At 64.1% G+C, this 21,347-nt stretch carries 22 protein-coding genes; 14 read left to right on the top strand and 8 right to left on the bottom strand.

What is annotated here, in order from left to right:
* The first annotated feature begins 46 nt into the window (after positions 1-46).
* Positions 47-862: a ZIP family metal transporter gene (locus tag RMR13_RS07360; RefSeq protein ID WP_310599993.1), complete on the top strand. Its 816-nt coding sequence runs from the start codon at positions 47-49 to the stop codon at positions 860-862.
* A gap of 31 nt (positions 863-893) precedes the next feature.
* Here RMR13_RS07360 and RMR13_RS07355 read toward each other — a convergent pair whose 3' ends face one another.
* Positions 894-1,052 carry a hypothetical protein gene (locus RMR13_RS07355; RefSeq protein ID WP_310599992.1) on the bottom strand — a complete coding sequence of 53 codons (159 nt, stop codon included), beginning with the start codon at positions 1,050-1,052 and terminating at the stop codon, positions 894-896.
* Between the two features lie 428 nt (positions 1,053-1,480).
* Between RMR13_RS07355 and msrB the strand changes: the two genes are divergently transcribed.
* The 12 genes from msrB to RMR13_RS07295 all read left to right on the top strand — a co-directional run bounded on the left by msrB (position 1,481) and on the right by RMR13_RS07295 (position 13,843).
* Complete coding sequence (gene msrB, locus RMR13_RS07350; RefSeq protein WP_310599991.1) at positions 1,481-2,563, top strand: peptide-methionine (R)-S-oxide reductase MsrB; 1,083 nt, start codon at positions 1,481-1,483, stop codon at positions 2,561-2,563.
* A 46-nt stretch (positions 2,564-2,609) separates the two neighbouring features.
* Positions 2,610-4,130: a mercuric reductase gene (locus RMR13_RS07345; RefSeq protein WP_310599990.1), complete on the top strand. Its 1,521-nt coding sequence runs from the start codon at positions 2,610-2,612 to the stop codon at positions 4,128-4,130.
* Entirely contained in the window at positions 4,127-4,948 is an 822-nt protein-coding gene (locus RMR13_RS07340) for a sterol desaturase family protein (RefSeq protein ID WP_310599989.1), read from the top strand. Before RMR13_RS07345 ends, RMR13_RS07340 begins: the two co-directional genes overlap by 4 nt.
* On the top strand, positions 4,945-5,646 hold the full coding sequence (locus RMR13_RS07335; protein ID WP_310599988.1) for a TVP38/TMEM64 family protein: 702 nt from the start codon (positions 4,945-4,947) through the stop codon (positions 5,644-5,646). The genes RMR13_RS07340 and RMR13_RS07335 overlap by 4 nt, the downstream gene beginning before the upstream one ends.
* 93 nt (positions 5,647-5,739) lie before the next feature.
* Positions 5,740-6,741 (top strand): hypothetical protein, encoded by a 1,002-nt coding sequence (locus RMR13_RS07330; protein ID WP_310599987.1) that lies wholly within the window; start codon positions 5,740-5,742, stop codon positions 6,739-6,741.
* A 98-nt stretch (positions 6,742-6,839) separates the two neighbouring features.
* On the top strand, positions 6,840-7,790 hold the full coding sequence (locus RMR13_RS07325; protein ID WP_310599986.1) for an NrtA/SsuA/CpmA family ABC transporter substrate-binding protein: 951 nt from the start codon (positions 6,840-6,842) through the stop codon (positions 7,788-7,790).
* A gap of 59 nt (positions 7,791-7,849) precedes the next feature.
* Positions 7,850-8,632 carry an ABC transporter permease gene (locus RMR13_RS07320; protein ID WP_310599985.1) on the top strand — a complete coding sequence of 261 codons (783 nt, stop codon included), beginning with the start codon at positions 7,850-7,852 and terminating at the stop codon, positions 8,630-8,632.
* 11 nt (positions 8,633-8,643) lie between these two features.
* Positions 8,644-9,429, top strand: a complete 786-nt coding sequence (locus tag RMR13_RS07315) for an ABC transporter ATP-binding protein (RefSeq protein WP_310599984.1) — start codon at positions 8,644-8,646, stop codon at positions 9,427-9,429.
* A gap of 27 nt (positions 9,430-9,456) precedes the next feature.
* Positions 9,457-10,473, top strand: a complete 1,017-nt coding sequence (gene gnd / locus RMR13_RS07310) for a phosphogluconate dehydrogenase (NAD(+)-dependent, decarboxylating) (RefSeq protein WP_310599983.1) — start codon at positions 9,457-9,459, stop codon at positions 10,471-10,473.
* A gap of 1 nt (position 10,474) precedes the next feature.
* The gene (gene zwf, locus RMR13_RS07305; RefSeq protein WP_310599982.1) at positions 10,475-11,986 is read left to right on the top strand and encodes a glucose-6-phosphate dehydrogenase; all 1,512 of its coding nucleotides are present in this window, start codon (positions 10,475-10,477) and stop codon (positions 11,984-11,986) included.
* Positions 11,983-12,726 (top strand): 6-phosphogluconolactonase, encoded by a 744-nt coding sequence (pgl, locus tag RMR13_RS07300; protein WP_310599981.1) that lies wholly within the window; start codon positions 11,983-11,985, stop codon positions 12,724-12,726. The genes zwf and pgl overlap by 4 nt, the downstream gene beginning before the upstream one ends.
* Positions 12,713-13,843, top strand: coding sequence for a TIGR04283 family arsenosugar biosynthesis glycosyltransferase (locus RMR13_RS07295; RefSeq protein WP_310599980.1), 1,131 nt, complete (start codon positions 12,713-12,715; stop codon positions 13,841-13,843). The genes pgl and RMR13_RS07295 overlap by 14 nt, the downstream gene beginning before the upstream one ends.
* Positions 13,844-14,196: 353 nt before the next feature.
* On the opposite strand, the gene RMR13_RS07290 is transcribed toward RMR13_RS07295, so the two are convergent.
* The 3 genes from RMR13_RS07290 to RMR13_RS07280 all read right to left on the bottom strand — a co-directional run bounded on the left by RMR13_RS07290 (position 14,197) and on the right by RMR13_RS07280 (position 17,849).
* Positions 14,197-14,664 (bottom strand): hypothetical protein, encoded by a 468-nt coding sequence (locus RMR13_RS07290; RefSeq protein WP_310599979.1) that lies wholly within the window; start codon positions 14,662-14,664, stop codon positions 14,197-14,199.
* A 209-nt stretch (positions 14,665-14,873) separates the two neighbouring features.
* Positions 14,874-17,189, bottom strand: coding sequence for a VIT and VWA domain-containing protein (locus RMR13_RS07285; RefSeq protein WP_310599978.1), 2,316 nt, complete (start codon positions 17,187-17,189; stop codon positions 14,874-14,876).
* Between the two features lie 237 nt (positions 17,190-17,426).
* Positions 17,427-17,849, bottom strand: coding sequence for a MerR family transcriptional regulator (locus RMR13_RS07280; protein ID WP_310599977.1), 423 nt, complete (start codon positions 17,847-17,849; stop codon positions 17,427-17,429).
* 163 nt (positions 17,850-18,012) lie between these two features.
* Here RMR13_RS07280 and RMR13_RS07275 point away from each other — a divergent pair, with 163 nt between their 5' ends.
* Positions 18,013-18,696: a TIGR04282 family arsenosugar biosynthesis glycosyltransferase gene (locus RMR13_RS07275; protein WP_310599976.1), complete on the top strand. Its 684-nt coding sequence runs from the start codon at positions 18,013-18,015 to the stop codon at positions 18,694-18,696.
* Between the two features lie 190 nt (positions 18,697-18,886).
* On the opposite strand, the gene RMR13_RS07270 is transcribed toward RMR13_RS07275, so the two are convergent.
* The 4 genes from RMR13_RS07270 to RMR13_RS07255 form a co-directional block, all read right to left on the bottom strand.
* Complete coding sequence (locus tag RMR13_RS07270) at positions 18,887-19,156, bottom strand: hypothetical protein (RefSeq protein ID WP_309411543.1); 270 nt, start codon at positions 19,154-19,156, stop codon at positions 18,887-18,889.
* A gap of 34 nt (positions 19,157-19,190) precedes the next feature.
* The gene (locus RMR13_RS07265; protein WP_310599975.1) at positions 19,191-19,562 is read right to left on the bottom strand and encodes a Rap1a/Tai family immunity protein; all 372 of its coding nucleotides are present in this window, start codon (positions 19,560-19,562) and stop codon (positions 19,191-19,193) included.
* 852 nt (positions 19,563-20,414) lie between these two features.
* Positions 20,415-20,738, bottom strand: a complete 324-nt coding sequence (locus RMR13_RS07260) for a hypothetical protein (protein WP_310599974.1) — start codon at positions 20,736-20,738, stop codon at positions 20,415-20,417.
* A gap of 28 nt (positions 20,739-20,766) precedes the next feature.
* On the bottom strand, positions 20,767-21,171 hold the full coding sequence (locus tag RMR13_RS07255) for a VOC family protein (protein WP_409070275.1): 405 nt from the start codon (positions 21,169-21,171) through the stop codon (positions 20,767-20,769).
* Positions 21,172-21,347: the final 176 nt, after the last annotated feature.

Below are 21,347 nucleotides of genomic sequence, written 5' to 3'. Positions count from 1 at the left end.
GTGCGCCCGGCGGCGCCGGCCGCGTCGAAATGGAGCCGAGGTGGGTATGATTGAGTCGATCCAACAGTTCAATCCGATCGTGCAGGCCCTGCTGGCGACCCTGTTCACCTGGGGGGTGACCGCCGCCGGCGCGGCGTTGGTGTTCCTGCAACGGGAGATCAGCCCGAAGCTGCTCGACGGCATGCTCGGCTTCGCCGCCGGGGTGATGATCGCCGCCAGCTTCTGGTCGCTGCTGGCGCCGGGAATCGAGATGGCCGAGCAACTGGGCCATGTCCCCTGGCTGACCGCCACCATCGGCTTCATGGGCGGCGGCATCTTCATGCGCCTCACCGACAAGTTCCTGCCCCACCTTCATCCCGGCCTGGGCATGGAGGAGAGCGAAGGCATCAAGACCTCGTGGCAGCGCTCCACCCTGCTGGTGCTGGCCATCACCCTCCACAACATTCCCGAGGGGCTGGCGGTGGGCGTGGCCTTCGGCGCGGTGGCGGCGGATCTGCCCTCGGCCTCCCTGGGCGGGGCCATCGCCCTGGCCATCGGCATCGGCCTGCAGAACTTTCCCGAGGGCGCGGCGGTGTCCCTGCCCCTGCGGCGCGAGGGCTTAAGCCGCGGGCGGTCGTTTTTCCTGGGGCAGGCCTCCGGAGTGGTCGAGCCGATCGCCGGGGTGTTCGGTGCCTGCTTTGTCCTCAAGATGCAGCACGTGCTGCCCTATGCGCTGTGCTTTGCCGCCGGGGCCATGATTTTCGTGGTGGTCGAGGAATTGATTCCCGAATCCCAGCGCAAGCAGGCCAACATCGACTTCGTGACCATGGCCACCCTGGCCGGATTCGCCACCATGATGATCCTCGACGTCGCCCTGGGCTAGGGGCGGATCGCGGCCGGCAAGCCCGGTCGCTTCAGGAGGGACGGATGGAAAGAGACCGCAGGATCGCCACCGGCGCCTCCATGATCGGCCGGGCCGGCCAATATATCTCCAACACCGCCTCCTTTTCCCCCATCATCATCGCGGATACCGGAAATTGGGTGGCCTCATCCGGGCCACCGAGTTGTTCCACGTGGAAATGCGGCACAGCGACAACGCGGGGCACCTGGCCGTCTCGAACGCGGTGAGAGCTCTCATTGTTGTTAATCGGCACCCGCGCCCATAGCCGTAAAGAACAACGCCGATTTTCCGCAAGGGACCTGGCTGAAGTTCGAGGGAAATCAGGGCAAGCAATGCAAGCAGTAGCCTGCCGCCGCCTGTCCGGTTGCGCGACCACGCGGCGTTTTCGCGATTTTTTTACATTGTATCGTTTCAATCTTTATCGTGTTTTCAGTTGGTTGCGTGGTCAGGGGCGCCAGCGGACGAAACGGCCGCAGGCCACCACCTTGCGCCAAGGTCCGACGCGATAAACCGTCTACCACAAAGGCGGTGAACCGGCTCGCCCGCCCGGCGTTTCCGGTCTGTCCGAGGGGGGGATAAGACAACCATCTGGAGGAAACGATGAAAGTCCTGACCATTTTTTCCCTGGTCGGCATGCTGGCGAGCCTGGCCGTGGCAATCCCGGCGTGGCGGAACAACAGCGGCGCCGCCGAAGAATCCGGCGCCACGCTTCCGGCCCCGGCGCCGCGGAACACCGAACGGGCCTTGTTTGCCGGGGGCTGCTTCTGGTGCATGGAAAAACCGTTTGAACAGCTCAAGGGCGTTGTGTCGGTGGAATCCGGCTACGCCGGCGGCACCACCGCCAATCCCACCTACGAAAACTACGCGGCCGGCGGCCACATCGAAGTGGTGCAGGTGGTCTACGATCCCCAGGTGGTGAGCTACGGGCAGCTCCTGGCGACCTATTGGCGCCAGATCGATCCCACCGACAACGGCGGCCAGTTCGTCGACCGGGGCCATGCCTACACCACCGCCATCTTCACCTACAACCCGCAGCAGCACGAGGCGGCGGAGGCCTCGAAAAAGGAGTTGGCGGCCAGCGGCATTTTCAAAAAGCCCATCGTGACCCCGATCCTCCCGGGCCCGGTTTTCTACCGCGCCGAGGAATATCACCAGGATTATTACAAGAACAATCCGATCCGCTACACCTACTACCGCTCCCGCTCCGGGCGTGACGATTTTCTTGAGGCGACCTGGAAAAATGCCAAGACCGACGTGGCCGCAGCCGCCGACCTGAAAAACCGGCTGACCCCGATGCAGTACAAGGTCACCCAGGAAAACGGCACCGAGCCGCCTTTCAACAACGCCTACTGGGACAACAAGCGGCCGGGCGTCTATGTAGACATCGTCTCCGGCGAGCCGCTGTTCAGCTCCATCGACAAGTACGATTCGCACACCGGCTGGCCGAGCTTCATCCGGCCGCTGGTGCCGGACAACATCGTGGAGCACGAGGACCGCAGCCTGTTCGCAGTGCGGACCGAGGTGCGGAGCAAGCGGGGCAATTCCCACCTCGGCCATGTGTTCGACGATGGGCCGCCGCCCACCGGCCTCCGCTACTGCCTCAATTCGGCCGCGCTCCGGTTTGTACCCGCCGAAAACCTGGAAAAAGAAGGCTTGGGCGAATTCAGCCGGCTGTTTAAATAACGCTCGGAACGAGCGTCCACCTTCATCGACCAAAATGAGCGCGGTCATGAACTTTCACCCGAACCTGCTGGCAGACGATCCCCACGATCAAGCCCTGGCGGCCGATGTCCGGCCTCCGGCTTGGGTGAACCCGGTGCCGTCGGGCCGCTATAACCTGGTGGTGATCGGTGCCGGTCCCGCTGGCCTGGTGTGCGCCGCCGGTGCGGCTGGATTGGGCGCCAGGGTGGCGCTGGTCGAACGGGCCTTCATGGGCGGCGATTGTCTCAATGCCGGCTGCGTGCCTTCCAAGGGGATGGTCCGGGCGGCACGGGCCCTGGCCGATGTCCGGAACGGCGGCCGCTTCGGGGTGCGGGCCGATCGGGCCGACTGCGATTTCGCGGCAGTCATGGAGCGCATCCGCCGCCTGCGGGCCGGCATCGGCCGCCACGATACGGCCCGTCGTTTCCGCGACGAGCTGGGGGTGGAGGTCTTTTTCGGCCAGGCGCGGTTTGCCGGCCGCGATTGCGTCGAGGTGGAGGGCCGGCAACTGCTCTTCCACCGGGCGGCGATCTGCACCGGGACCAGGGCGGCCATCCCACCCATTCCCGGCCTGGCCGAGGCCCGGCCGTTCACCAACGAAACCGTGTTCACCCTCAGCCGACTGCCGCCGCGCCTGGCGGTGATCGGCGGCGGGCCGGTCGGCTGCGAACTGGCCCAGGCCTTTGCCCGGTTCGGCAGCCGGGTGACCCTTATCCACCGCGGCGCCCGGATCCTGGAACGCGAGGACACCGATGCCGCCGTCCTCCTGCAGACCGTCCTGGTCCGTGAAGGGATCGACCTGCGGCTGAACAGCGCGGTGGCGCGGGTGAGCAGCCGTGACGGCACCCATCTGCTGTATCTGGCCGGAGCGGACGAGGCGCCTTTGATCGAGGCGGATGCGGTGTTGGTGGCCACCGGCCGGGTGCCCAACCTGGAAGGGCTCGGCCTGGAGGCGGTGGGCATCGCCAGCACCGAGGCCGGGGTGCGGGTGGACGACCGGCTGCGGACCGCCAATCCGCGCGTCTACGCCGCCGGCGACATCTGCTCGCCCTGCAAGTTTACCCACGCCGCCGACGCCCAGGCCCGCATCCTCCTGGCCAACGCCCTGTTCAAGGGGCGGCGGAAGGTTTCCCGTCTGGTGGTGCCCCGGTGCACCTACACCGACCCCGAAATCGCCCAGGTCGGCATCAACGGGCAAGAGGCCCAGGCGCGCAACATCGCCGCCACCACCCTGACCGTGGAGCTTGCGGACGTGGACCGGGCCGTGCTCGACGGCGAAACCGAGGGATTCGTCCGGGTGCACCTGCGCAAAAATTCGGGCACGATCCTCGGCGCCACCCTGGTCGGCCGCCACGCCGGCGAGACGATCGGCGAGCTGAGTCTGGCCATCACCGCAGGCCTGGGCATCGACGCCATCGGCCGCACCATCCATCCCTATCCGACCCAGGCCGAGGCGATCAGGAAGTTGGCCGACGCCTACAACCGCACCCGCCTGACCCGGCCGGTGCAAACGCTCCTGGCCGGCTGGCTGCGCTGGCAGCGACGATGAACACCCCTGTGCCCATCCATCCCGACCTCCTGCGCCTGGCGGTCTTTGCCGCGCTTTTTGCAATCCTGGCCCTGGCCGAACACCGTTGGCCCCGCCGCAGGCGGGAAATCGGCCGCAGCCGGCGCTGGCGCATCAATTTGACCATCGTCGGCCTTGATGCCCTGGCGGCGCGCCTGCTGTTGCCGGTTGCCCCGTTCGCCCTGGCGCTCCAGCTCCAGGATTGCGGCTGGGGCCTGTTGCCCCTGCTCGGATTGACAGCGACATTCGAGGCGGCGGCCAGCCTGCTCGCGCTCGACCTACTGATCTACACCCAGCACCGCCTGTTTCATCGCCTGCCGCTCTTTTGGCGGCTGCACCGGATGCACCACACCGACCTGGAACTCGACGTCAGCAGCGGCACCCGGTTCCACCCGGTCGAGATCCTGCTTTCCCTGCTGCTCAAAATGGCGGTCGTGGCCCTGTTGGGGATCGCGCCGTTGTCGGTGCTGGCCTTCGAGATCCTGCTCAACGCCTGCTCGATGTGGAACCACGCCAACCTGCACTTGCCGCCCGGCCTTGACCGGTGGCTGCGCCTGGTGCTGGTCACCCCGGACATGCACCGGGTGCACCATTCGATCCTGGCGCAAGAAACCCACAGCAATTTCGGTTTCAACCTGGCCTGGTGGGACCGGCTGTTCGGCAGCTACACCGCCCAACCCCGCGACGGCCACGAGGCCATGCGGCTCGGGCTGGCGGCGTGGCGCAACCAAGAAGATCTGGGCCTGTGGGCCCTGCTGCGGCTGCCCCTGGTCCCACCGGCGAAGCGGAGGACACCATGAACCGGGGCCGGCTGGCGGTGGCGGCGGCCGGGCTGCTGGTGCTGGCGGTTTTTTTCACCTTCGACCTCGGCCGGTTCCTGACCCTGGACGCGCTCAAGGCCAACCGCCAGACGCTGGCGGCCTTCCAGGCCGCCCATCCGGTGGCCACCGTGGCCGGCTTCATGGCGATCTATGTGGCGCAGACCGCGCTGTCCCTGCCCGGTGCCGCCATCCTGTCCCTGGCCGCCGGCGCCCTGTTCGGCACGGTTGCGGGCACGGCCTATGCGGTCGTGGCCGCAACCGTCGGCGCCAGCCTGGCCTTCCTGGTCGCCCGCCACCTCCTGCGCGATGCGGTGCTGTCCCGCTACGGCGGCAGGCTGGAGGGCCTGAACCGCGAATTGGAACGCCGGGGCCTGGGCTACCTGCTTTTCCTGCGGTTGGTGCCGGCCTTTCCCTTTTTTCTGATCAACCTGGCCGCCGGCCTCACCCGGCTGCCGCTGTCCACCTTTGTCTGCGGCACCCTGGTCGGCATCGTCCCCGGCGGCTTGGTCTACGTCAACGCCGGCGCCAGCCTGGCCGCCATCGATTCGGTGGCCGCCATCGCCTCGCCCCGGGTGCTGGCCGCCTTCGGTCTGCTCGGCCTGTTCGCCCTGATCCCGGCGCTGTACGGCTGGTGGCGCGATCGGCGCGCATCGGGTACCCTGGGGCCGTCGGCATGAATCCTGCGGCGGGACCGGGCAGGGTGTGTCGCACGAGGTTTTGCCGGGAGGCGGGCGAAACGGTGTTTTCCTACTTCAGCGTAAGGAGCGAGCATGAGTTGGCGGATCGGGCCGAAGATTGAGGAAATCCTCCGTAAGGGCGGGGACGGCGGCGGCATTTCCCGCGAGGAGGCCCTGGCGCTGATGCATCTGGAGCTGGAGAGCCCGGAGACCTACGCCACGATGGCCTGCGCCAACCACCTTTCGCGCCAACGTTTCGGCCGCAAGGGCGAGCGGCACATGCACATCGGCCTCAATGTCGAGCCCTGTCCCATGGACTGCGCCTTCTGCTCCCTGACCAAGCGGGCCGGGCTATTCCGCGAGCGCATGGATTTTCCCCTGGACGATATCCTGGCCTGGGCCCGGCAGGGCGAGGCCGAGGGCGTGGACGCCCTCAACCTGATGAGCACCGGCACCTTTCCCTTCGAGCGCCTGCTGGCCATCGGCCGGCGGCTTGCGCGGGAGGTGCGGGTGCCGCTGGTCGCCAATGCCCGCGACATCACCCATGCCGAGGGCGAACAACTGCTTGCGGCCGGCTTCGTCGGCTTCTACCATGCCATCCGCCTGGGCGAGGGCCGTGACACCCCGTTCGATCCGGCTCGTCGCCTGCAGACCGTCCGAGTGCTGCGCGATGTCGGCCTGCAGTGGATGAACTGCGTCGAACCGGTGGGGCCGGAGCACAGCGCCGAGGAGATGGTCGAGCTGATGCTGCTGGCCCGGCGGGAAGGGGCCACCTACAGCGGCGTCATGCGGCGGATCAATTTTCCCGGCTCGCCTAAGACCTCCTGCGGGATGATCAGCGAGCGGCGCCTGGCCCAGATCGTGGCGGTCAGCCGGTTGGTAATGGGCGATACGGTCCGGGCCCATTGCATCCACGAGCCGCACAGCCTGTCGCTGGTGGCCGGGGCCAACCTGGTCTTCCCCGAGGTCGGCTCCAGTCCGCGCGACGGCCAGGCCGACACCGGCAAGGGCCGGGGCCACTCAAATGGGCAATGCGCCGTCCTGCTCCGCGAGATGGAGTGGAATCCGGACCTGCCGTCGAATTGTTTTTCGTGACCGCCGGCCGCAAAAAAACGCGCCACTCCCTGCCTCGGCAAGAACGGCCGCGCCGGGACGCGCCGGCACCGCTTGATGAGCAAACCAGGAGAACCTCCATGCGCACCGTTACCGCCATCCTCGCTTCGGTCCTGCTGGTCACCCTCTGCCTGTCCGTACCTGTCCGGGCGGACCGGTACCGGGTGGGCACCTGGAAGACCGCCCAGACCATTCAGCCCTTTTTCTACCGGGAATTCCTGGCAAAAGAAGATACGGTTTCGGTGTCGCCCTTTACCAATCCGGCGGACCAGAAGACCGCGCTGCTGGCCGGCAGCCTGGACATGACCGGGACCACCCTGGCCCATGCCATCCAATCGGCGGCCATGGATCAGCCGGTGGTGGTGGTCGCGGCCCTGTGCAACAAGTGCTCGGCCCTGGTGGTCCGCGCCGACGGGCCGATACGACAGGTGGCCGATCTGGCGGGCAAGCGGGTCGGCTATGTGCCGGGCACCATGCACGAGATCCTGTTGCGCGAAACCCTGGGCCAAAGCGGCCTCGCCCCGGGCCGGGACCTGACCCTGGTGCGGATCGACTTCTTCGACATGGGCACCGCCCTGGCCCAAGGCGCGATCGACGCCTTCCTTTCGGGCGAACCCTTTCCCTCGCTGTCCGTGGCCCAGGGCTACGGCCGTATCCTTGGCCATCCCTATTTCGACGAGTCGGTGGGTACGATCAACGGCGCCATGCTGGTCACCCGCGAGATGATCGACCGCCACCCCGAAAGGGTGCGGCAGTTGGTCGGCGCCCATGCCCGCGCCACCGAACTGCTCAAACGCGACCGAAACCGTTGGCTGCAGGCGGCCGAAGCCTTTGGCACCCCGCGTCCGGTGCTGGAGCGGGCGGCGGACAATATCGAGCTGGCCTGGAAGATGGATGCCGATTTCGTCCGCAAGGCCAGGAACCTGGGCGCAAGGATGCAGGCCCTGGGCTTCATCGACCGTCAGCCGGACTATGACCGGCTGTTCGATCTTCGTTTCGTCGCCGAGGCCGAGCGCGAGGTGCGGCCGTGAACCGGCGGGTGGGCCGTAGCCGGCCGGTCGCGGGGCCGTAGGTACGAGGGCGGAACGGGATGGCGATCAAGGACCTTGCCCTGGCTGTACTGCCGCTGCTGGCCGTAGTGGCGGCATGGTGCGCGGCCAGCGTCTTCGACTTGGTGCCGGGCTATCTGCTGCCCTCGCCGGCGGCGGTGTTCGATGCCGGCTGGCGATATGTGTGGGGCCCGGCCGGGCAGGGGCCTTATGCCGGGCGTTTTGCCGGCGATCTCGCCGCCTCCCTGTCCAGGGTGCTGCTGGGCTTTTCCCTGGCCGTGGTTGTGGGCATTCCCCTGGGCATCTGCTCCGGCCGCCTGGCCACGGTCGACCGGCTGGCCGCGGGCATGGTCGGCGGCCTGCGCGCCGTGCCCGGCATTTGCTGGCTGCCGCTGGCCCTGATCTGGTTCGGCATCGGCCTTAAGACCACGGTGTTCCTGGTGGCCCTGGCCGCCTTTTTTCCCATCTACCAGAACGCCCTCACCGGTGCCCGAATGGCGCCGCCGATCTATTTCCAGGCCGGGGCCATGCTCGGCGTTTCCGGGGCACGGAGCGTGTTCGCCATCCTCCTGCCCCTGGCCATGCCCAATATCGTCACCGGCTTGCGGCTGGGCATGGGCATCTCCTGGGCCTACCTGGTGCTGGGCGAACTGACCGGGGTGCCCGACGGCCTGGGCGCGGCGATCATGGACGCCCGCATGGCCGGCCAGACCGATCTCATCCTCGCCGGCATCGTCCTCATCGCCCTGATCGGCAGGGGCTGCGACTGCCTGCTGGTCCTGCTGGTGCGCTGCCTGTGCAAGAGCGCCCGGCGGCAGGGGTGACGGAGGACGCCATGGCTGGGGAGCCGATTCTTGAACTTGTTGACCTCTCGCATTATTTTATTCACAATGGCCAGGCGGATTCGGTGCTGCGTCACCTGGGCCTGACCGTGGGCCGGGGCGAGTTGGTCTGCCTGATCGGCCGCAGCGGCAGCGGCAAGTCGACCCTGCTCAATATCGTCGCCGGTTTTCTCAAGCCGTCCCAAGGACAATGCCTGCTGGACGGGCGGGCCGTCGGCCGGCCGGGTCCGGACCGGGCGATGGTTTTCCAGGAGGATGCCCTGTTTCCCTGGCTGACCGTGCGCGAGAACGTGGCCTTCGGCCTTGGCGGCGATGGCTGGCCGCGCGAGCGGCGGCAGCGGGAAGTCGAACGACTGCTGGCCCTGGTCGGGCTTGCGGGCTACGGCGACCATCTGCCCCACGCCTTGTCCGGCGGCATGAAGCAGCGGGTGGCCCTGGCCAGGGTGCTGATTCGCAGCCCGCGACTGCTGCTGATGGACGAGCCCTTTGCCGCCCTCGACGCCCAGACCCGGGAAGAGATGCAGGAATTGCTGCTCGGCCTGTCGTACCGGCGGCAGAGCATCTTGTTCGTCACCCACGACGTGGGCGAGGCCGTGGCTCTCGCCGACCGGGTGCTGTTGCTGGATCGGGCGTCCGGCGCCATCGGCGCGGAATGGGCCATCGATCTGGCGCGGTCCCGCGACCGGAACGGAGAAGGGTTCCAGCGCCTGTGCGCCCGAATCCATCGCCGGCTGCGGCGCGAGCCGGCCGATGCCGGCCCGTCCGACGTCCGCCCATAACCACGAAAAAGAGAAACGGAGGCAACCATGCAGCTGGGAATGATCGGAATTGGCAGGATGGGGGGAGACATGGTGCGGAGACTGCTGCGCCGGGGACATGCCTGCGTGGTGTACGCCCGTCGGGCCGAAGCGGCGGACGGGCTGGTGGCCGAAGGGGCCGTGGCGGTGGCCGCTTACCGCGACCTGGTCGCCCGCCTGGCCGCGCCGCGGGTGGTCTGGCTGATGGTGCCGGCGGCCGCGGTCGACGGGGTGGTCGCCGAGGTGGCGCCGTTGCTGGAGGCTGGCGATATCCTGGTCGACGGCGGCAACTCCCACTACCAGGACGATCTCCGCCGCAGCGAGGCCCTGCGCGCCCGCTCCATCCGCTATCTCGACGTCGGCACCAGCGGCGGCGTCTGGGGGCTGGAACGCGGCTACTGCCTGATGATCGGCGGCGAGACCGAGGCCGTGCGGCTGCTCGATCCCGTCTTCCAGGCCTTGGCGCCGGGCGTCGGCCTGGTGGCGCCCACGCCCGGCCGGCCGGCGGATTCGACCGCCGAGCAGGGCTATCTCCACTGCGGTTCGAGCGGGGCGGGCCATTTCGTCAAGATGATCCACAACGGCATCGAATACGGCCTGATGGCCGCCTACGCCGAGGGGTTCAACATCCTCCGCCACGCCAACATCGGCAGCGCCGGCCGGGCGAGCGACGCCGAAACCGCGCCGCTGACGCATCCCGAGCATTTCCGCTACGATTTCAACCTGGCCGATATCGCCGAACTCTGGCGGCGGGGCTCGGTGATCCCTTCTTGGCTGCTCGACCTGAGCGCCAGGGCCCTGGCCGAACAGCCGACCCTGGCCGGTTTCGCCGGCCGGGTCTCCGACTCGGGCGAAGGCCGCTGGACCGTCAACGCCGCCGTCGAGGCCGGCGTGCCCGCGCCGGTGCTGAGCGCCGCCCTGTTCCAGCGCTTCGGCTCGCGCGGCCAGGGCGATTTCGCCGATCAGCTGCTCTCGGCGCTGCGGGCGCAGTTCGGCGGCCACCACGAACGGCCGGCGGAGGGTTGATATGGCACAGACCGCATCCCTGCCGCCCACCATCCTGGTCATCATCGGTGCGGCCGGCGACCTCACCCGGCGCAAGCTGATTCCCGCCCTCTACAACCTCTATCTGGACCGCCAGTTGCCCGAGCGGTTCGCCATTGTCGGCGTGGCCCGGCGGCCGATGGACGACGACGCCTTCCGCGACCGCCTCCGGGAGGGCGTGGCCAGCTTTTCCCGGCGCGGGATCGTCGACGAGGCCAGCTGGCGGGCCTTTGCCGGAGGAGTGTCCTATCTGTCCGAGGACGTGCTCCACCCCGCCTCGGGCCTGGCGCTCAACGGCCGCCTGGCCGCCATCGAGCAGGAGTGGGACCTGCGCGCCAACCGCATCCACTACCTGGCGGTGCCGCCGCAGATGATGGAGCCCTCGGCGGCCATGCTCCAGCGGCTGGGGGTCTGCCGCGACTGCGCCCACGACCGCCTGGTGGTGGAAAAGCCCTTTGGCCGCGATCTGGCCTCGGCCCGGGAGCTGAACCGCTTTCTCGGCGAATTGTTCGTCGAATCGCAGATCTACCGGATCGACCACTACCTCGGCAAGGAAACGGTGCAGAACATCCTGGCCTTCCGGTTTGCCAACTCCTTGTTCGAACCCATCTGGAACCGGCGCTACATCGACCAGGTGCAGATCACCGTGGCCGAAACCGTGGGCGTGGAGGAACGCGGCGACTATTACGACCGGGCCGGCGCCCTGCGCGACATGGTCCAGAACCATCTCCTCCAGCTGCTTTGCCTGGTGGCCATGGAACCGCCGATTTCCTTTGCCGCCGACGATGTCCGCAACAAGAAGGTGGACGTGCTCCGAGCCATCCGGCCCTTTCATCCGGATGCGATCCACCGGGTGGCGGTCCGGGGGCAATACCGGCGGGGCATCGTGCTCGGCCGGGATGTGCGGGGCTACCGCGAGGAACCCAAGGTCGCGCCGGATTCGACCACCGAGACCTTTGCCGCCTTCACCTTCCACCTCGACAACTGGCGCTGGCAAGGCGTGCCCTTTTATCTGCGCACCGGCAAGCGGATGCCGGCCAAGGTGTCGGAGATCAACGTGCTTTTCCACGAGCCGCCGCATCAGTTTTTTCCCTCGGCCGCGGTGGAGAGCTGGCAGCCCAACCGGATTGTCATCCGCATCCAGCCCGAAGAGGGGATCGGCACCCGCATCCAGGTCAAGCAGCCGGGCACGCGGATGCTGCTCGGCACGGCCGAGATGCGGTTCCGCTACCACGAGGCCTTCCGCACCCCGGCGCCGGAGGCCTACGAAACCCTGCTGCTCGACGTGATTCGCGGCGACGCCACCCTGTTTATGCGGGCCGATCAGATCGAATCGGCCTGGCAGGCGGTGAGCCCGATCCTGGAGGCGTGGGAATCGGTCCCGACCGCCGGATTCTCCGAATACGCCGCCGGATCCTGGGGCCCGGAAGCGGCCGACCTGATGGTGGCCCGGCAGCGGCACAGTTGGCTGCAACCCTCGGCGGTGCAGGAATGAGCGGGCGGGGCGAGGTGCGGGTGTACGCCGATGCGGCGGCGCTCGGTCGGGCGACGGCGGAACTGTTCGCCGAGACGGTGCGCGCCGCGGTGGCCGAGAGCGGCCGGTGCGGCGTGTTGCTGGCCGGCGGCGAAACGCCGCGCCGCGCCTATGAACTGCTGGCCGAGGAACCGTTGGCCGGCAGCGTTCCCTGGCCCCGGGTGCACTTCTTCTGGGGCGACGAGCGCTGCCTGCCGGCGGGCGATCCGCGCCGCAACGAGACCATGGCCCGCCGGGCGCTGCTCGACCGGGTGCCGGTCATGCCCGACCAGGTGCATGCCATCGACTGCGCTGCCGCGCCCGAACAGGCCGCCGCGGACTATGCCGAGCGGATGCGGCGATTTTTCGGCGAGAGCCTGCCTCGCTTCGATCTGGCGCTCCTCGGGCTGGGGGACGACGGCCACACCGCCTCGCTCCTGCCCGATTCCACCGCCCTGGGCGAGAGGCAGTGCTGGACCGCGGTGGCCGGCCGAACCGAGGAGCCGTTTGTCCGGGTCACCCTGACCGCGCCCCTGCTCAACCGGGCCAGGACGACCGTGTTTCTGGTGAGCGGCCAAGGCAAGGCCGAGATGCTGCGCGCCGCCCTGGCCGGGGAGCGGCCGTCATTGCCGGTGCACCTGATCCGGCCGGAAGGCAGGCTGCTGTGGCTGGTCGATCGCGAGGCCGCGAGCCTGTCGGGGGCCGTCGGTGCAGCCGGCTGAACCAGGGATTGCGGCGGCCGAATTGCCCCTGCTTTCGGTGATCGTCCCCACCCTCGACGAGGAAGCGGCCCTGCCTGTGCTGCTGGCCGATCTTGCCCGGCAGCGAGGGCTCGCGCTGGAGGTGCTGGTCGGCGACGGCGGCTCCACCGATAACACCGCCGCAATCGCCAGGGCGCACGGGGCCGCCTTCATCCCGGCCGCGCGGGGCCGGGGGGCGCAGATGAACGCCGCCGCCGTCCGGGCTCTGGGCCGCTATCTGCTCTTTCTCCATGCCGACTCGCGGCTGGACGACACCGATCTGTTGGCCCGCGCCCTGGCCTGCCTGCGCCGGGCGGAACAGGATCACCCTCCGGTGGCCGGCCATTTCCGCCTGCGCTTTCTTCGCTCGCGTCCGGGCCACGACCTGGCCTATCGCTTCCTGGAGGCCAAGACCGGCCTCAACCGGGCCCACACCACCAACGGCGACCAGGGGATGCTGCTGTCCCGCGCCTTCTTCGAGCGGCTCGGCGGTTTCGACTCCAGTCTGCCCTTTCTCGAAGACCAGCGCCTGGCCGCGGCGATCCGCGCCCAGGGTCGATGGCTTACCCTGCCCGGCACGATCGCCACGTCGGCCCGGCGATTCGAGAGCGAAGGGTTTTTTCGCCGTTATTTGCTGATGGGGATCATGATGGGCATGTACGCGGTCGGGGAAGAGCGGTTTTTTGCCCGCGCCCCCGGCGTGTACCGGGTGCAGGCGGCAACCGGCCGGCTGCTGCTCGGCCCGGTCTTCGGGCTGCTGTGGACCATGGTCCGCAAGGATTGGGGACCGGCCCAAACCGCGCGCATCTTCCTGCGCCTGGGCCGGCTGTTGCGCGAGAACGCTTGGCAGGCCTTTTTGTTGCTCGATGTCTGGCTGCGGCCGAACCGGAGAGAGGACGAAGCGCCGCTCTTGCGCCTGCACGACCGCCCGGTCGCGCCCTGCCTCGATTTTTGGCCGATGGACGTTCTGGCCGGAGCACTGTGCTTTTTCTGGTTTATGGTGGTGCTGGCCGCCTGGTTCGGGCTTGAAAGTGGGAGAGCGAAATTGGTCACGCCGTCCGATGGAAAATCCGCTCCAGCAGACGCCCCTGACGCTTGACCAGCTCTCGCGCCGAGAAAGAGTTTGCTTTCTCAACCGGCCGTTGTGGCGAGAGAACTCGAAGATCAGCCCCCCTCCTTCAGGAACCGCGCCTCTCTCATCTGCAGAGGCTTGATTCCCATGTTTGTGGCAAGAATGGTGACGTGCAGCTTTCCGTCGCTCCGCTCGTTCCGGCAAAGCACCCCAAAAAGGATGCTGCCGTCCTTGTGAATTCTTGCGTGAGTAATTTTAATGAGTTCGGCCGACAGCCGCTTCTGAACCGTCGTTGCCGCCGCCCTGACGCGCATAAAGCTGGTTGTTGTATTGATTCATGTTGGCAGGAGGAAAACCTCCCCCTTTTATCCCGGTGACAGTCATGGTAACTGATCATATTGACCATTAGTCTCTGCGACAATTCCACGCTCTTTAAATCTGTATCTTTTACCAGCTTCCATATTGATCGTAACGTTCCCGTCAAATGATGTCGTTGTTGAAGGCGTTGTTCTTTGTACTACGGCACCGCTTCCATAATGCTCATACGTTGTTAGGTCTGGCGTATGTCGATAGTAATTGTATGTAATATTGTGCTTTCCGGATGGTAGCCTTATTGCTGCATCCGTTCCAAATAAAGAAAACCCGTCTGGAGAGGCAGTCCAGTTGACGCGTTCTCCATCAAAATTCGTTACTGTATATGCAGATGGTATGATTAAAATCAATGATTGATTTTCAGAAATTGGCTTGTCATACACCAAGGTTTGCACCTTGGCGCCGCATCCGGATAGGAACAGAGCCATGGCGACGGTGATAATCCTGGCATACTTCACTTTTCTTTGCGTTTTCATGTTGTTCTCCAGCAGTTGTCGTGGGTTGTTCTGATCGATCGACATCGGTACTGGAAAAACCGCTCCATAGCTATCCCTTGGCCAGCCGCATCCATTTCACTCCGTTGGGTCACTCTCGAAAATGCAAGAAATGAATGCAGTGGTTCTTTTCATATTTTCATCCTTGCCGTTATCATGGATACAGAGGATGAACCTGGTAAGAGCTCTCGCTATTCAGCGGCATGGAGAAATTCTTCCACCAAGGCCTCGGCCGCAACATTTTTCACCTCGTCCGGCATAGTGTTGAGCAGAGACCGCAGCAGCCGTTGAGCATGCCGCGACAGGGTGAAGGAATCGTGGAAGCGGATTTGCAGCCAATCCAGCAAAAGCGCCAGGACGAGTTCAGCAGGCAGCTTCAGCCCTACATGGATCTCCGCAAGCTTGAAGATCAGACCGGGGTGCTGGTTTATGCCTTTTGTGATCAGCCGCATCACATGTAGGCCGTCCGTTTCCTGAAGCGAGTTTTTGTCGAGTTCTTGCAGCAGTTCCAGCGGCGTGGGGCTGAATTCGGCAAAGGCCTTGAAAAAAGAGTCCAGGCATTTTTTGTTGCCGGTGAACGTCTCTTGATAGGTCAGGCCGCTTCGGCCGGGATATCGCTTCCAATTCGGCAGACGGCCGGCGCCCCGGCCGGGCTTATCCGAATGGAAAGTCCCGCTCTTCCTGAGAAACGCTGGCATTTCCAGCAGATCCTCGTCGACCCTACGGCGGCTACCCGACTCCGGCGAACGGACCACACTGGTGGGGTAAACCTGGCGAGACTGCCTCACCGACCCGAATCCCTGATGCCCGGCGGCCATCATCTGGGGAACGTGATGCAGAAGGGGAAGCCCGGCGCTTTTTACACCGTCCCGCTTATGAACCAGCAGCAGCGAGCTGTATTGACTGACCAGTTGATACGTAAGGGCCAGCTCCCGTGTTTCCTCGGGCGTTGCGGCTGCGGTCATGCGCCGCGCGCCGCCCAGGCGGGCCACGGTGTCATCGTGCGTCCGGCTGACCGACGCGGCGGCAAGCCGGCAGCTTTGCTCATCCACAGTCCAGTGCAGCACGGGAGGGCGCGCGGGCGCGGCAGCGAACAGCGCAAAAGCATGCACCGTCTCTCCGGCGTATAGGCGCGAAGGCAAGGCGGATTGCCACACCGGCTCGTCCCTCCAGTCGATAGCGATTGAGGATGCCGGGGCTCCGCGCATTCTGCGCACCATGCGTTCGATAGCCACGCCGATATCCTCATTGGGAGTGACGAGTTCGCAGGCGCCGCCCGTCTTTTGCGCCAACTGCCGGAGCAGGCTTTCCGCCGGTGCGCTGCCCACGCCCACGGCGAATACACGCTGACCCGAAACCTGGGCGGCCCGGATAACCTCTTCCATATTCCAGATTTCTCCGTCCGTGATGAGCAGCAGGGCGGGCGAAGACAAGTCGCCGTCCGGCATGGAGATGTCGTTGAAGGTCGAAAGGAGTGCCTGCTCCATTTTTGTTCCGCCCATGTCCGCCTGCGTATCGTCCATAACGGCGGCAAGGCGCTCCAAGGCTTCCTCTTCGCAAGGGACCAGGCAACCGCACGCGTGAACGACGGTGTTGCCGAAGCGGCTGTATGAAACATGGTCCGTGGGCTTCAGTTCCCGAAGAACGCGCCGCAGCGCCTGCCGCGCCTGCGTGATGCTGTCTCCGGTCATGGAGCCTGAGCAGTCCACCAGAATTTTCATTCGGAGCGGTTCCGGCGCCACGGGAAGGTTCGGGCAAAAGCCCGCCAGCATCATGTATCTGCCGGAATCCGGCGACAACAGCGCAAAGGAACGCTCCTCCATCTCTTCGAACGTAAGAATGAAGTCGCGGTCCAGCATGGCTTCCGCGTTCACGAGGACGGCCAGGCCGTTTTCCCTTTCCCTGACGCTGAACATATGGCTGGGGCACTGGATCGTGGCCTTGGCGGCCTGACCCCGCAGGGAGATCGAGATGGTCAGCGGGTATTCCGCCGCAATATCGGGGGTGGTTGTCTCGTGTTGGGCCAGGCCGCCTTTTCCGCGCGGATCCCCGTAACGGGGAGCCAAGACACAGGGGACGCTCAGGCGAATCCGCCCCTGTTCCAGCCGCAGCAACTGCGCGTAACGCAGCTCCACCGTCACGTCCTCGCCGTCCTCGATATTTCCCAGGTTGGTCGTGTACAAACCGGGCGCGGAAGCCTCCACCAGCACCGGCACGTCGCCGTCGTCAATGGCTTTTTCGTATTGTGCCACCGCCTTTTTCTTTTCCACGACCCAGGTTTGAAGCCGCCTGTTCCCCAGGGTGACTTCCATGCCCAGAAGCGTGGCTCCCCAGGCGAGGGGGAAAGTATAGACGATCTCCAGCTTCTTTCCGCTGTCGTTGCGGTAGCGCTGTGTGATGGCCATGGTCGCCAACAGCCCGTCAACCTGTCCTTCGATGTGGACGGATTTGAGAGCGATTTTGGTTCCGTTTGTGCCAGTGATGCTGGCGTCTTGTGCCGTGATCATCTTCCTCGCCCGGGATGTGTGCACGTCTTGGGTGTGGTGGTGCACGGAGAAAAACTCTTGGAGTTCACGGGAAAAGTCTCTCTGGCACCGGTGGCAATGGTCTGTTTTGTGTGATATACATTATGACAGTTAAACTGTCAAAATAAAGCGGGGGGTATTGCCGGAAAAAAAGTGCGAGGGATGGTAATCACCCCAGTTATAGCCCTGATTACCATCGAACTTCAGCCTACAATCTTTTCAACCCCGCGAATCTTTGTCGCGCTCGCCCAAAATACTCTTCGCGAGGGCCATGACTTCCCCGACGAACTTTCGCAGTTGCTCCGGGCTGATGCCCGCCTCTTCCGGAGTGATCTGAACTTCTATGCCCGGCGCGACATAAATATGGCTGCGCACCTCCACCGTTCCGGGATGCCGTTCTCTGGGGGGAACCGGAGAATCTTCGCCCGCCAGCACCTCGCGAATGCGCTCCAACGATACCCCGGACTCCGACAGCTTTTTGATCCGCAGAAGCTGACTCAGATGCTCGCCGGTGTACCTGGCCGCCCTGGCTTCGCCCACTGGACGGGAAACGAGGCCGAGTTGAATGTAGTAGCGGACCGTGCGTTTGCTGCAATCGGTGAGCAAACACAGCTCGTCCAGGGAAAATGTCTTGGCGTTCATGGACAAAGTCCTTTTAATGCTGATGAAAGTGAACCGCTGATTTTTACTATATATTGTGACAGTATAACTGTAAATATATAATGACAGATATGACCTGGCGAGCAGGCGTCGCCTTCCGGTCATCGCAATTGAGAGAGGCGCGGGCGGAGGCAAGGGGAGGGTAATGGCTGATAGCGGCGCGATCGTGGTGGTCCTGTTCGTGCGGGTGCCGGTGCCCGGTCGGGTGAAGACCCGTCTGGCCGCCGAGTTGGGAGGGGGCTTTGCCTGTCGTCTTTATCGGGCCATGGTGGCGGATATCCTTGCTCAGGTCAGGGCCAGCGGTCTGGCGCTGCATCTGTACCACGACGGCGCCAGCGCAGATGAACTGCCGCCGGAGTGGACGGCCGGGGCGGCCGAGGTGCGGGAACAGTGCGAAGGAGATATCGGCCGGCGGATGGCCGCCGCCTTTGCGGCCTGCTTTGCCGCCGGCATCGAACGGGTACTGTTGGCGGGCAGCGACCTGCCCGGCCTCGACGCCGCCAGCCTGGCCATTGCGGCTGCCGCGCTCGGCACGCACGACGTGGTGTTGGTTCCGGCCGCCGACGGCGGCTACGGCCTCATCGGCTGTACGAGCGCGCGGTTTCGACCGGAGATTTTCGCCGGCATCCCCTGGAGCACGGAGGCGGTGCTGGCGGCAACCAGTCGGCAATGCGCGGCCTGCGGCCTCACGGTGCGCCTGTTGCCGACCCTGCGCGATATCGATACCGCAGCTGACCTCCTGGCCTACGGGCAACGGCCGCATCCCGCCGCCCCGGCCACCAACCGGGCCATCGCCGAGCTTGCCGGCCGTCCACCGAAGGGCGGATAGCTCAACGGATCGAATTGATCGGACGGGGAAAGCGTCGAAACAAAGACGATTACCCGATTAAATCGAAACCAGCCCGCTCGCAACCTGTTCCAAGCCAAGTAAGGGATGCAGGCTTACACACGGGATGCGGCACCCGATACGGGTGCCGGCCGCCGAGTCCCGTTCGGCCGTCCGCCACAACCAAGGCGCATCAATTCGTCTTTTTCGACTGACCGTCCTTGTAGCCTTGATGGTAGGCTTTCTGCTCATTTTTCTTGCTCTTGTCGTACAGGTAGCCGCCAGCGGCGCCGGCAGCGGCACCGGCAGCGGCCCAGCCCCATTCACCCGTAAGGATTCCCGCCGCCGCGCCGCCGATGGCCGTTCCCGTGGTGACGCGTTTTTGTGTATCGGTCATACCCGCGCAACCGGTTATGGCCATCATACCCACTAAGCAACAAATGATGATCGGTTTAGGATTCATGATCGGTCTCCTGACATGAAATTCGCATTCGGCGCTACTTGCCACTGCCACAAGGATACTTTTCCCCCAGATACCTGAAAAGCGTATCCGCCGCTTGATCCTTCATATATTCCGGATGTCTTTTCGCCCAGGCAACAAAGCTGTTCGTCACCTCGGAAAGCGAGATGTTTTGATTGGATGAGCAAATGAATCGGTCTTTTTCTTCCACGGTGGCATTGTAATATTGATAGGCGCCGACAAGATATCCATGGCAAAAAGCCTTGGCTTTTTCATATTGCGGGTCCTCCTTGGAAACTCCGCATATCTCCACAAGGCCTTCCGCATTTTTTACATGAAACTCTCTGTTTTCCGCAGCATGAGCCATGCTTGCCATTAACAACGAGAGCGCGACAATGAAAAATTTCATGATACGTTTCTCCTTAAGGTTGAATTGCACTATCCAACTGCTGTCCGGAAAACACCTGCGACTTTATTGAATGAAAAGTCAGCCCGCATTGCGTGTGCCTTTTGCGAAAGCAATGGACAATCGCTTTCAAGGTAAAACCGTTGCAACGGATGACCTTCTCTGTCTCTCCCACCAGGAGAGAAGTCGTGCAATCACAGGTAAAATGAGCTGGAGCGGGAATATGCCTTCATTTTATTCATCATCTCCGCACCGGTCAAGAATGGTCAATCTCCCCCTGCTTGGTTCGTTGGCCGTATTGCAGTGTTTGCAATCCGTGGCACGAAAAGGCCTTTCAATGGAGAGTTCGAAAAGACAGGACTGTTCCCTGCAGGGGCGCCCCATGGCTTTCGTATCGAGAGAAACAACGATTGCGCGCATTGGTGCCTTGTCCGCAAGCCCGCATGAATCGTTTCGGCTTCAGGTGTATTCTTCGCGACGAGGTTGAGCGCTTGAGGGCCGACCTTCCCAACTCGGCCATGGCGGTTGCGTGACCGTCGCGACCAATTCGTTTGATTTGCGCGATGCATGCCGCGCGATCGGTGTTGAACACCAAGCCGAAGAGCTTGGATATGATGGTGTTGAACTTCGCGCAGGCCCGCGGGTCGGTGAGTTCGGCGCAATCCGCGCAGGTTGCTATCCGTTTGTCGGCGCAACAAGAACGCACTTGGCATCAGGTGGCTTTCGAGTTTTCGTGGCAGCCTTTGCACCTGCCTTTCAAGTAGGATGCGCAGGCGCCGCAATAGAGTCCGCAACGGGCGATCAAACCCACATGTGCTTGGATGGCGGGCATATCACCTCCATCCGGGGCCGGGATCATTGCGCATTCCGGAGTACTCCGAACTTTGCCAGAAGCAGGAGTACGGTGGGCCAGAAGACGGTATTGAGGATATCGTGCACACTTGCCGCCCAGCGCCAGTGGCCGAAGCTGGCGATGTCGTCTCGCATGTCGAGCGCTTCTCCCGCGAGGGCCACGGCCACGGCCGCAAGCCAGGGAACTGCGGATCGAAGTGGTTTGCGCAATACCACCGCGGTGGCGAGAAAAGCGGCGAGGCCGACGTAGACGTGGAGCGCGTCTTTCGACAAGCCGACGGCCGAAACAACGGCCAGTTTGAGGGCTTGGAATGCCGACGTTGCCATGATGCCGGGTTAAGATTCGAGCTGGCGATCACTTCCGGGCTTCGATAATCAGCATGTCGTTCCGGTCGAATTGCCAAGACGCGGCATACGCCACTTCCCAGTAATACCCATCCGGATCTTGAAAATAGCCGCTGTAGCCGCCCCAAAAGACATCTTGCGGCGGTTTGACGACCACTCCGCCATGCTGTTTTACCCTCTCCATGGCCGCATCGACCTCCTCTTTGGACTTCATGTTGCACGCCAAGGTCATGCCGCCGAATCCGCCTGACGAGAGCGGCGGTGGGGTTTCGGCGTTTATATCCTTGGCCAGTTCATCGAGAGGGTACAATTCCAGCTTGGTGCCCTGATTGTCGAAAAAAACGATGGGCGGTTTTTCCGCATTTTCATAGGTGCTGAACCCAATGTTTCGATAAAAGTTCAGAGATCTTTTCATGTCTCTGACCCCAAGACAAATCAGATTGATCCTGTTCTCAAGTTTCGGTTTTGCCGTAGCCCAGGAAGAATTGACGCTCAACCTTTTGAAATAATGTCGTTTTAACGTGAAAAGCCTTTTGCTTTCCGATACATTGGATTTGCGAAAATACCTAATGATATCAAAAAGAAAAGGCT

The organism is Desulfobulbus sp. (assembly GCF_031547805.1).
In the GTDB taxonomy this organism is placed as follows: Bacteria; Desulfobacterota; Desulfobulbia; order Desulfobulbales; family Desulfobulbaceae; genus Desulfobulbus.
The sequence above is the reverse complement of the archived record's forward strand: the minus strand, read 5'-3'. Positions and strand labels throughout refer to the sequence as shown.

Coding starts and splice junctions, on each gene's coding strand:
- RMR13_RS07340 (WP_310599989.1), top strand. CDS start 4,127: ATGAACACCCCTGTGCCCATCCATCCCGACCTCCTGCGCCTGGCGGTC.
- RMR13_RS07285 (WP_310599978.1), bottom strand. CDS start 17,189: ATGATCACGGCACAAGACGCCAGCATCACTGGCACAAACGGAACCAAA.
- RMR13_RS07320 (WP_310599985.1), top strand. CDS start 7,850: ATGGCGATCAAGGACCTTGCCCTGGCTGTACTGCCGCTGCTGGCCGTA.
- msrB (WP_310599991.1), top strand. CDS start 1,481: ATGAAAGTCCTGACCATTTTTTCCCTGGTCGGCATGCTGGCGAGCCTG.
- RMR13_RS07345 (WP_310599990.1), top strand. CDS start 2,610: ATGAACTTTCACCCGAACCTGCTGGCAGACGATCCCCACGATCAAGCC.
- RMR13_RS07255 (WP_409070275.1), bottom strand. CDS start 21,171: ATGAAAAGATCTCTGAACTTTTATCGAAACATTGGGTTCAGCACCTAT.
- RMR13_RS07260 (WP_310599974.1), bottom strand. CDS start 20,738: ATGGCAACGTCGGCATTCCAAGCCCTCAAACTGGCCGTTGTTTCGGCC.
- RMR13_RS07325 (WP_310599986.1), top strand. CDS start 6,840: ATGCGCACCGTTACCGCCATCCTCGCTTCGGTCCTGCTGGTCACCCTC.
- pgl (WP_310599981.1), top strand. CDS start 11,983: ATGAGCGGGCGGGGCGAGGTGCGGGTGTACGCCGATGCGGCGGCGCTC.
- RMR13_RS07335 (WP_310599988.1), top strand. CDS start 4,945: ATGAACCGGGGCCGGCTGGCGGTGGCGGCGGCCGGGCTGCTGGTGCTG.
- zwf (WP_310599982.1), top strand. CDS start 10,475: ATGGCACAGACCGCATCCCTGCCGCCCACCATCCTGGTCATCATCGGT.
- RMR13_RS07270 (WP_309411543.1), bottom strand. CDS start 19,156: ATGAATCCTAAACCGATCATCATTTGTTGCTTAGTGGGTATGATGGCC.
- RMR13_RS07290 (WP_310599979.1), bottom strand. CDS start 14,664: ATGAAAACGCAAAGAAAAGTGAAGTATGCCAGGATTATCACCGTCGCC.
- gnd (WP_310599983.1), top strand. CDS start 9,457: ATGCAGCTGGGAATGATCGGAATTGGCAGGATGGGGGGAGACATGGTG.
- RMR13_RS07360 (WP_310599993.1), top strand. CDS start 47: ATGATTGAGTCGATCCAACAGTTCAATCCGATCGTGCAGGCCCTGCTG.
- RMR13_RS07315 (WP_310599984.1), top strand. CDS start 8,644: ATGGCTGGGGAGCCGATTCTTGAACTTGTTGACCTCTCGCATTATTTT.
- RMR13_RS07330 (WP_310599987.1), top strand. CDS start 5,740: ATGAGTTGGCGGATCGGGCCGAAGATTGAGGAAATCCTCCGTAAGGGC.
- RMR13_RS07280 (WP_310599977.1), bottom strand. CDS start 17,849: ATGAACGCCAAGACATTTTCCCTGGACGAGCTGTGTTTGCTCACCGAT.
- RMR13_RS07275 (WP_310599976.1), top strand. CDS start 18,013: ATGGCTGATAGCGGCGCGATCGTGGTGGTCCTGTTCGTGCGGGTGCCG.
- RMR13_RS07265 (WP_310599975.1), bottom strand. CDS start 19,562: ATGAAATTTTTCATTGTCGCGCTCTCGTTGTTAATGGCAAGCATGGCT.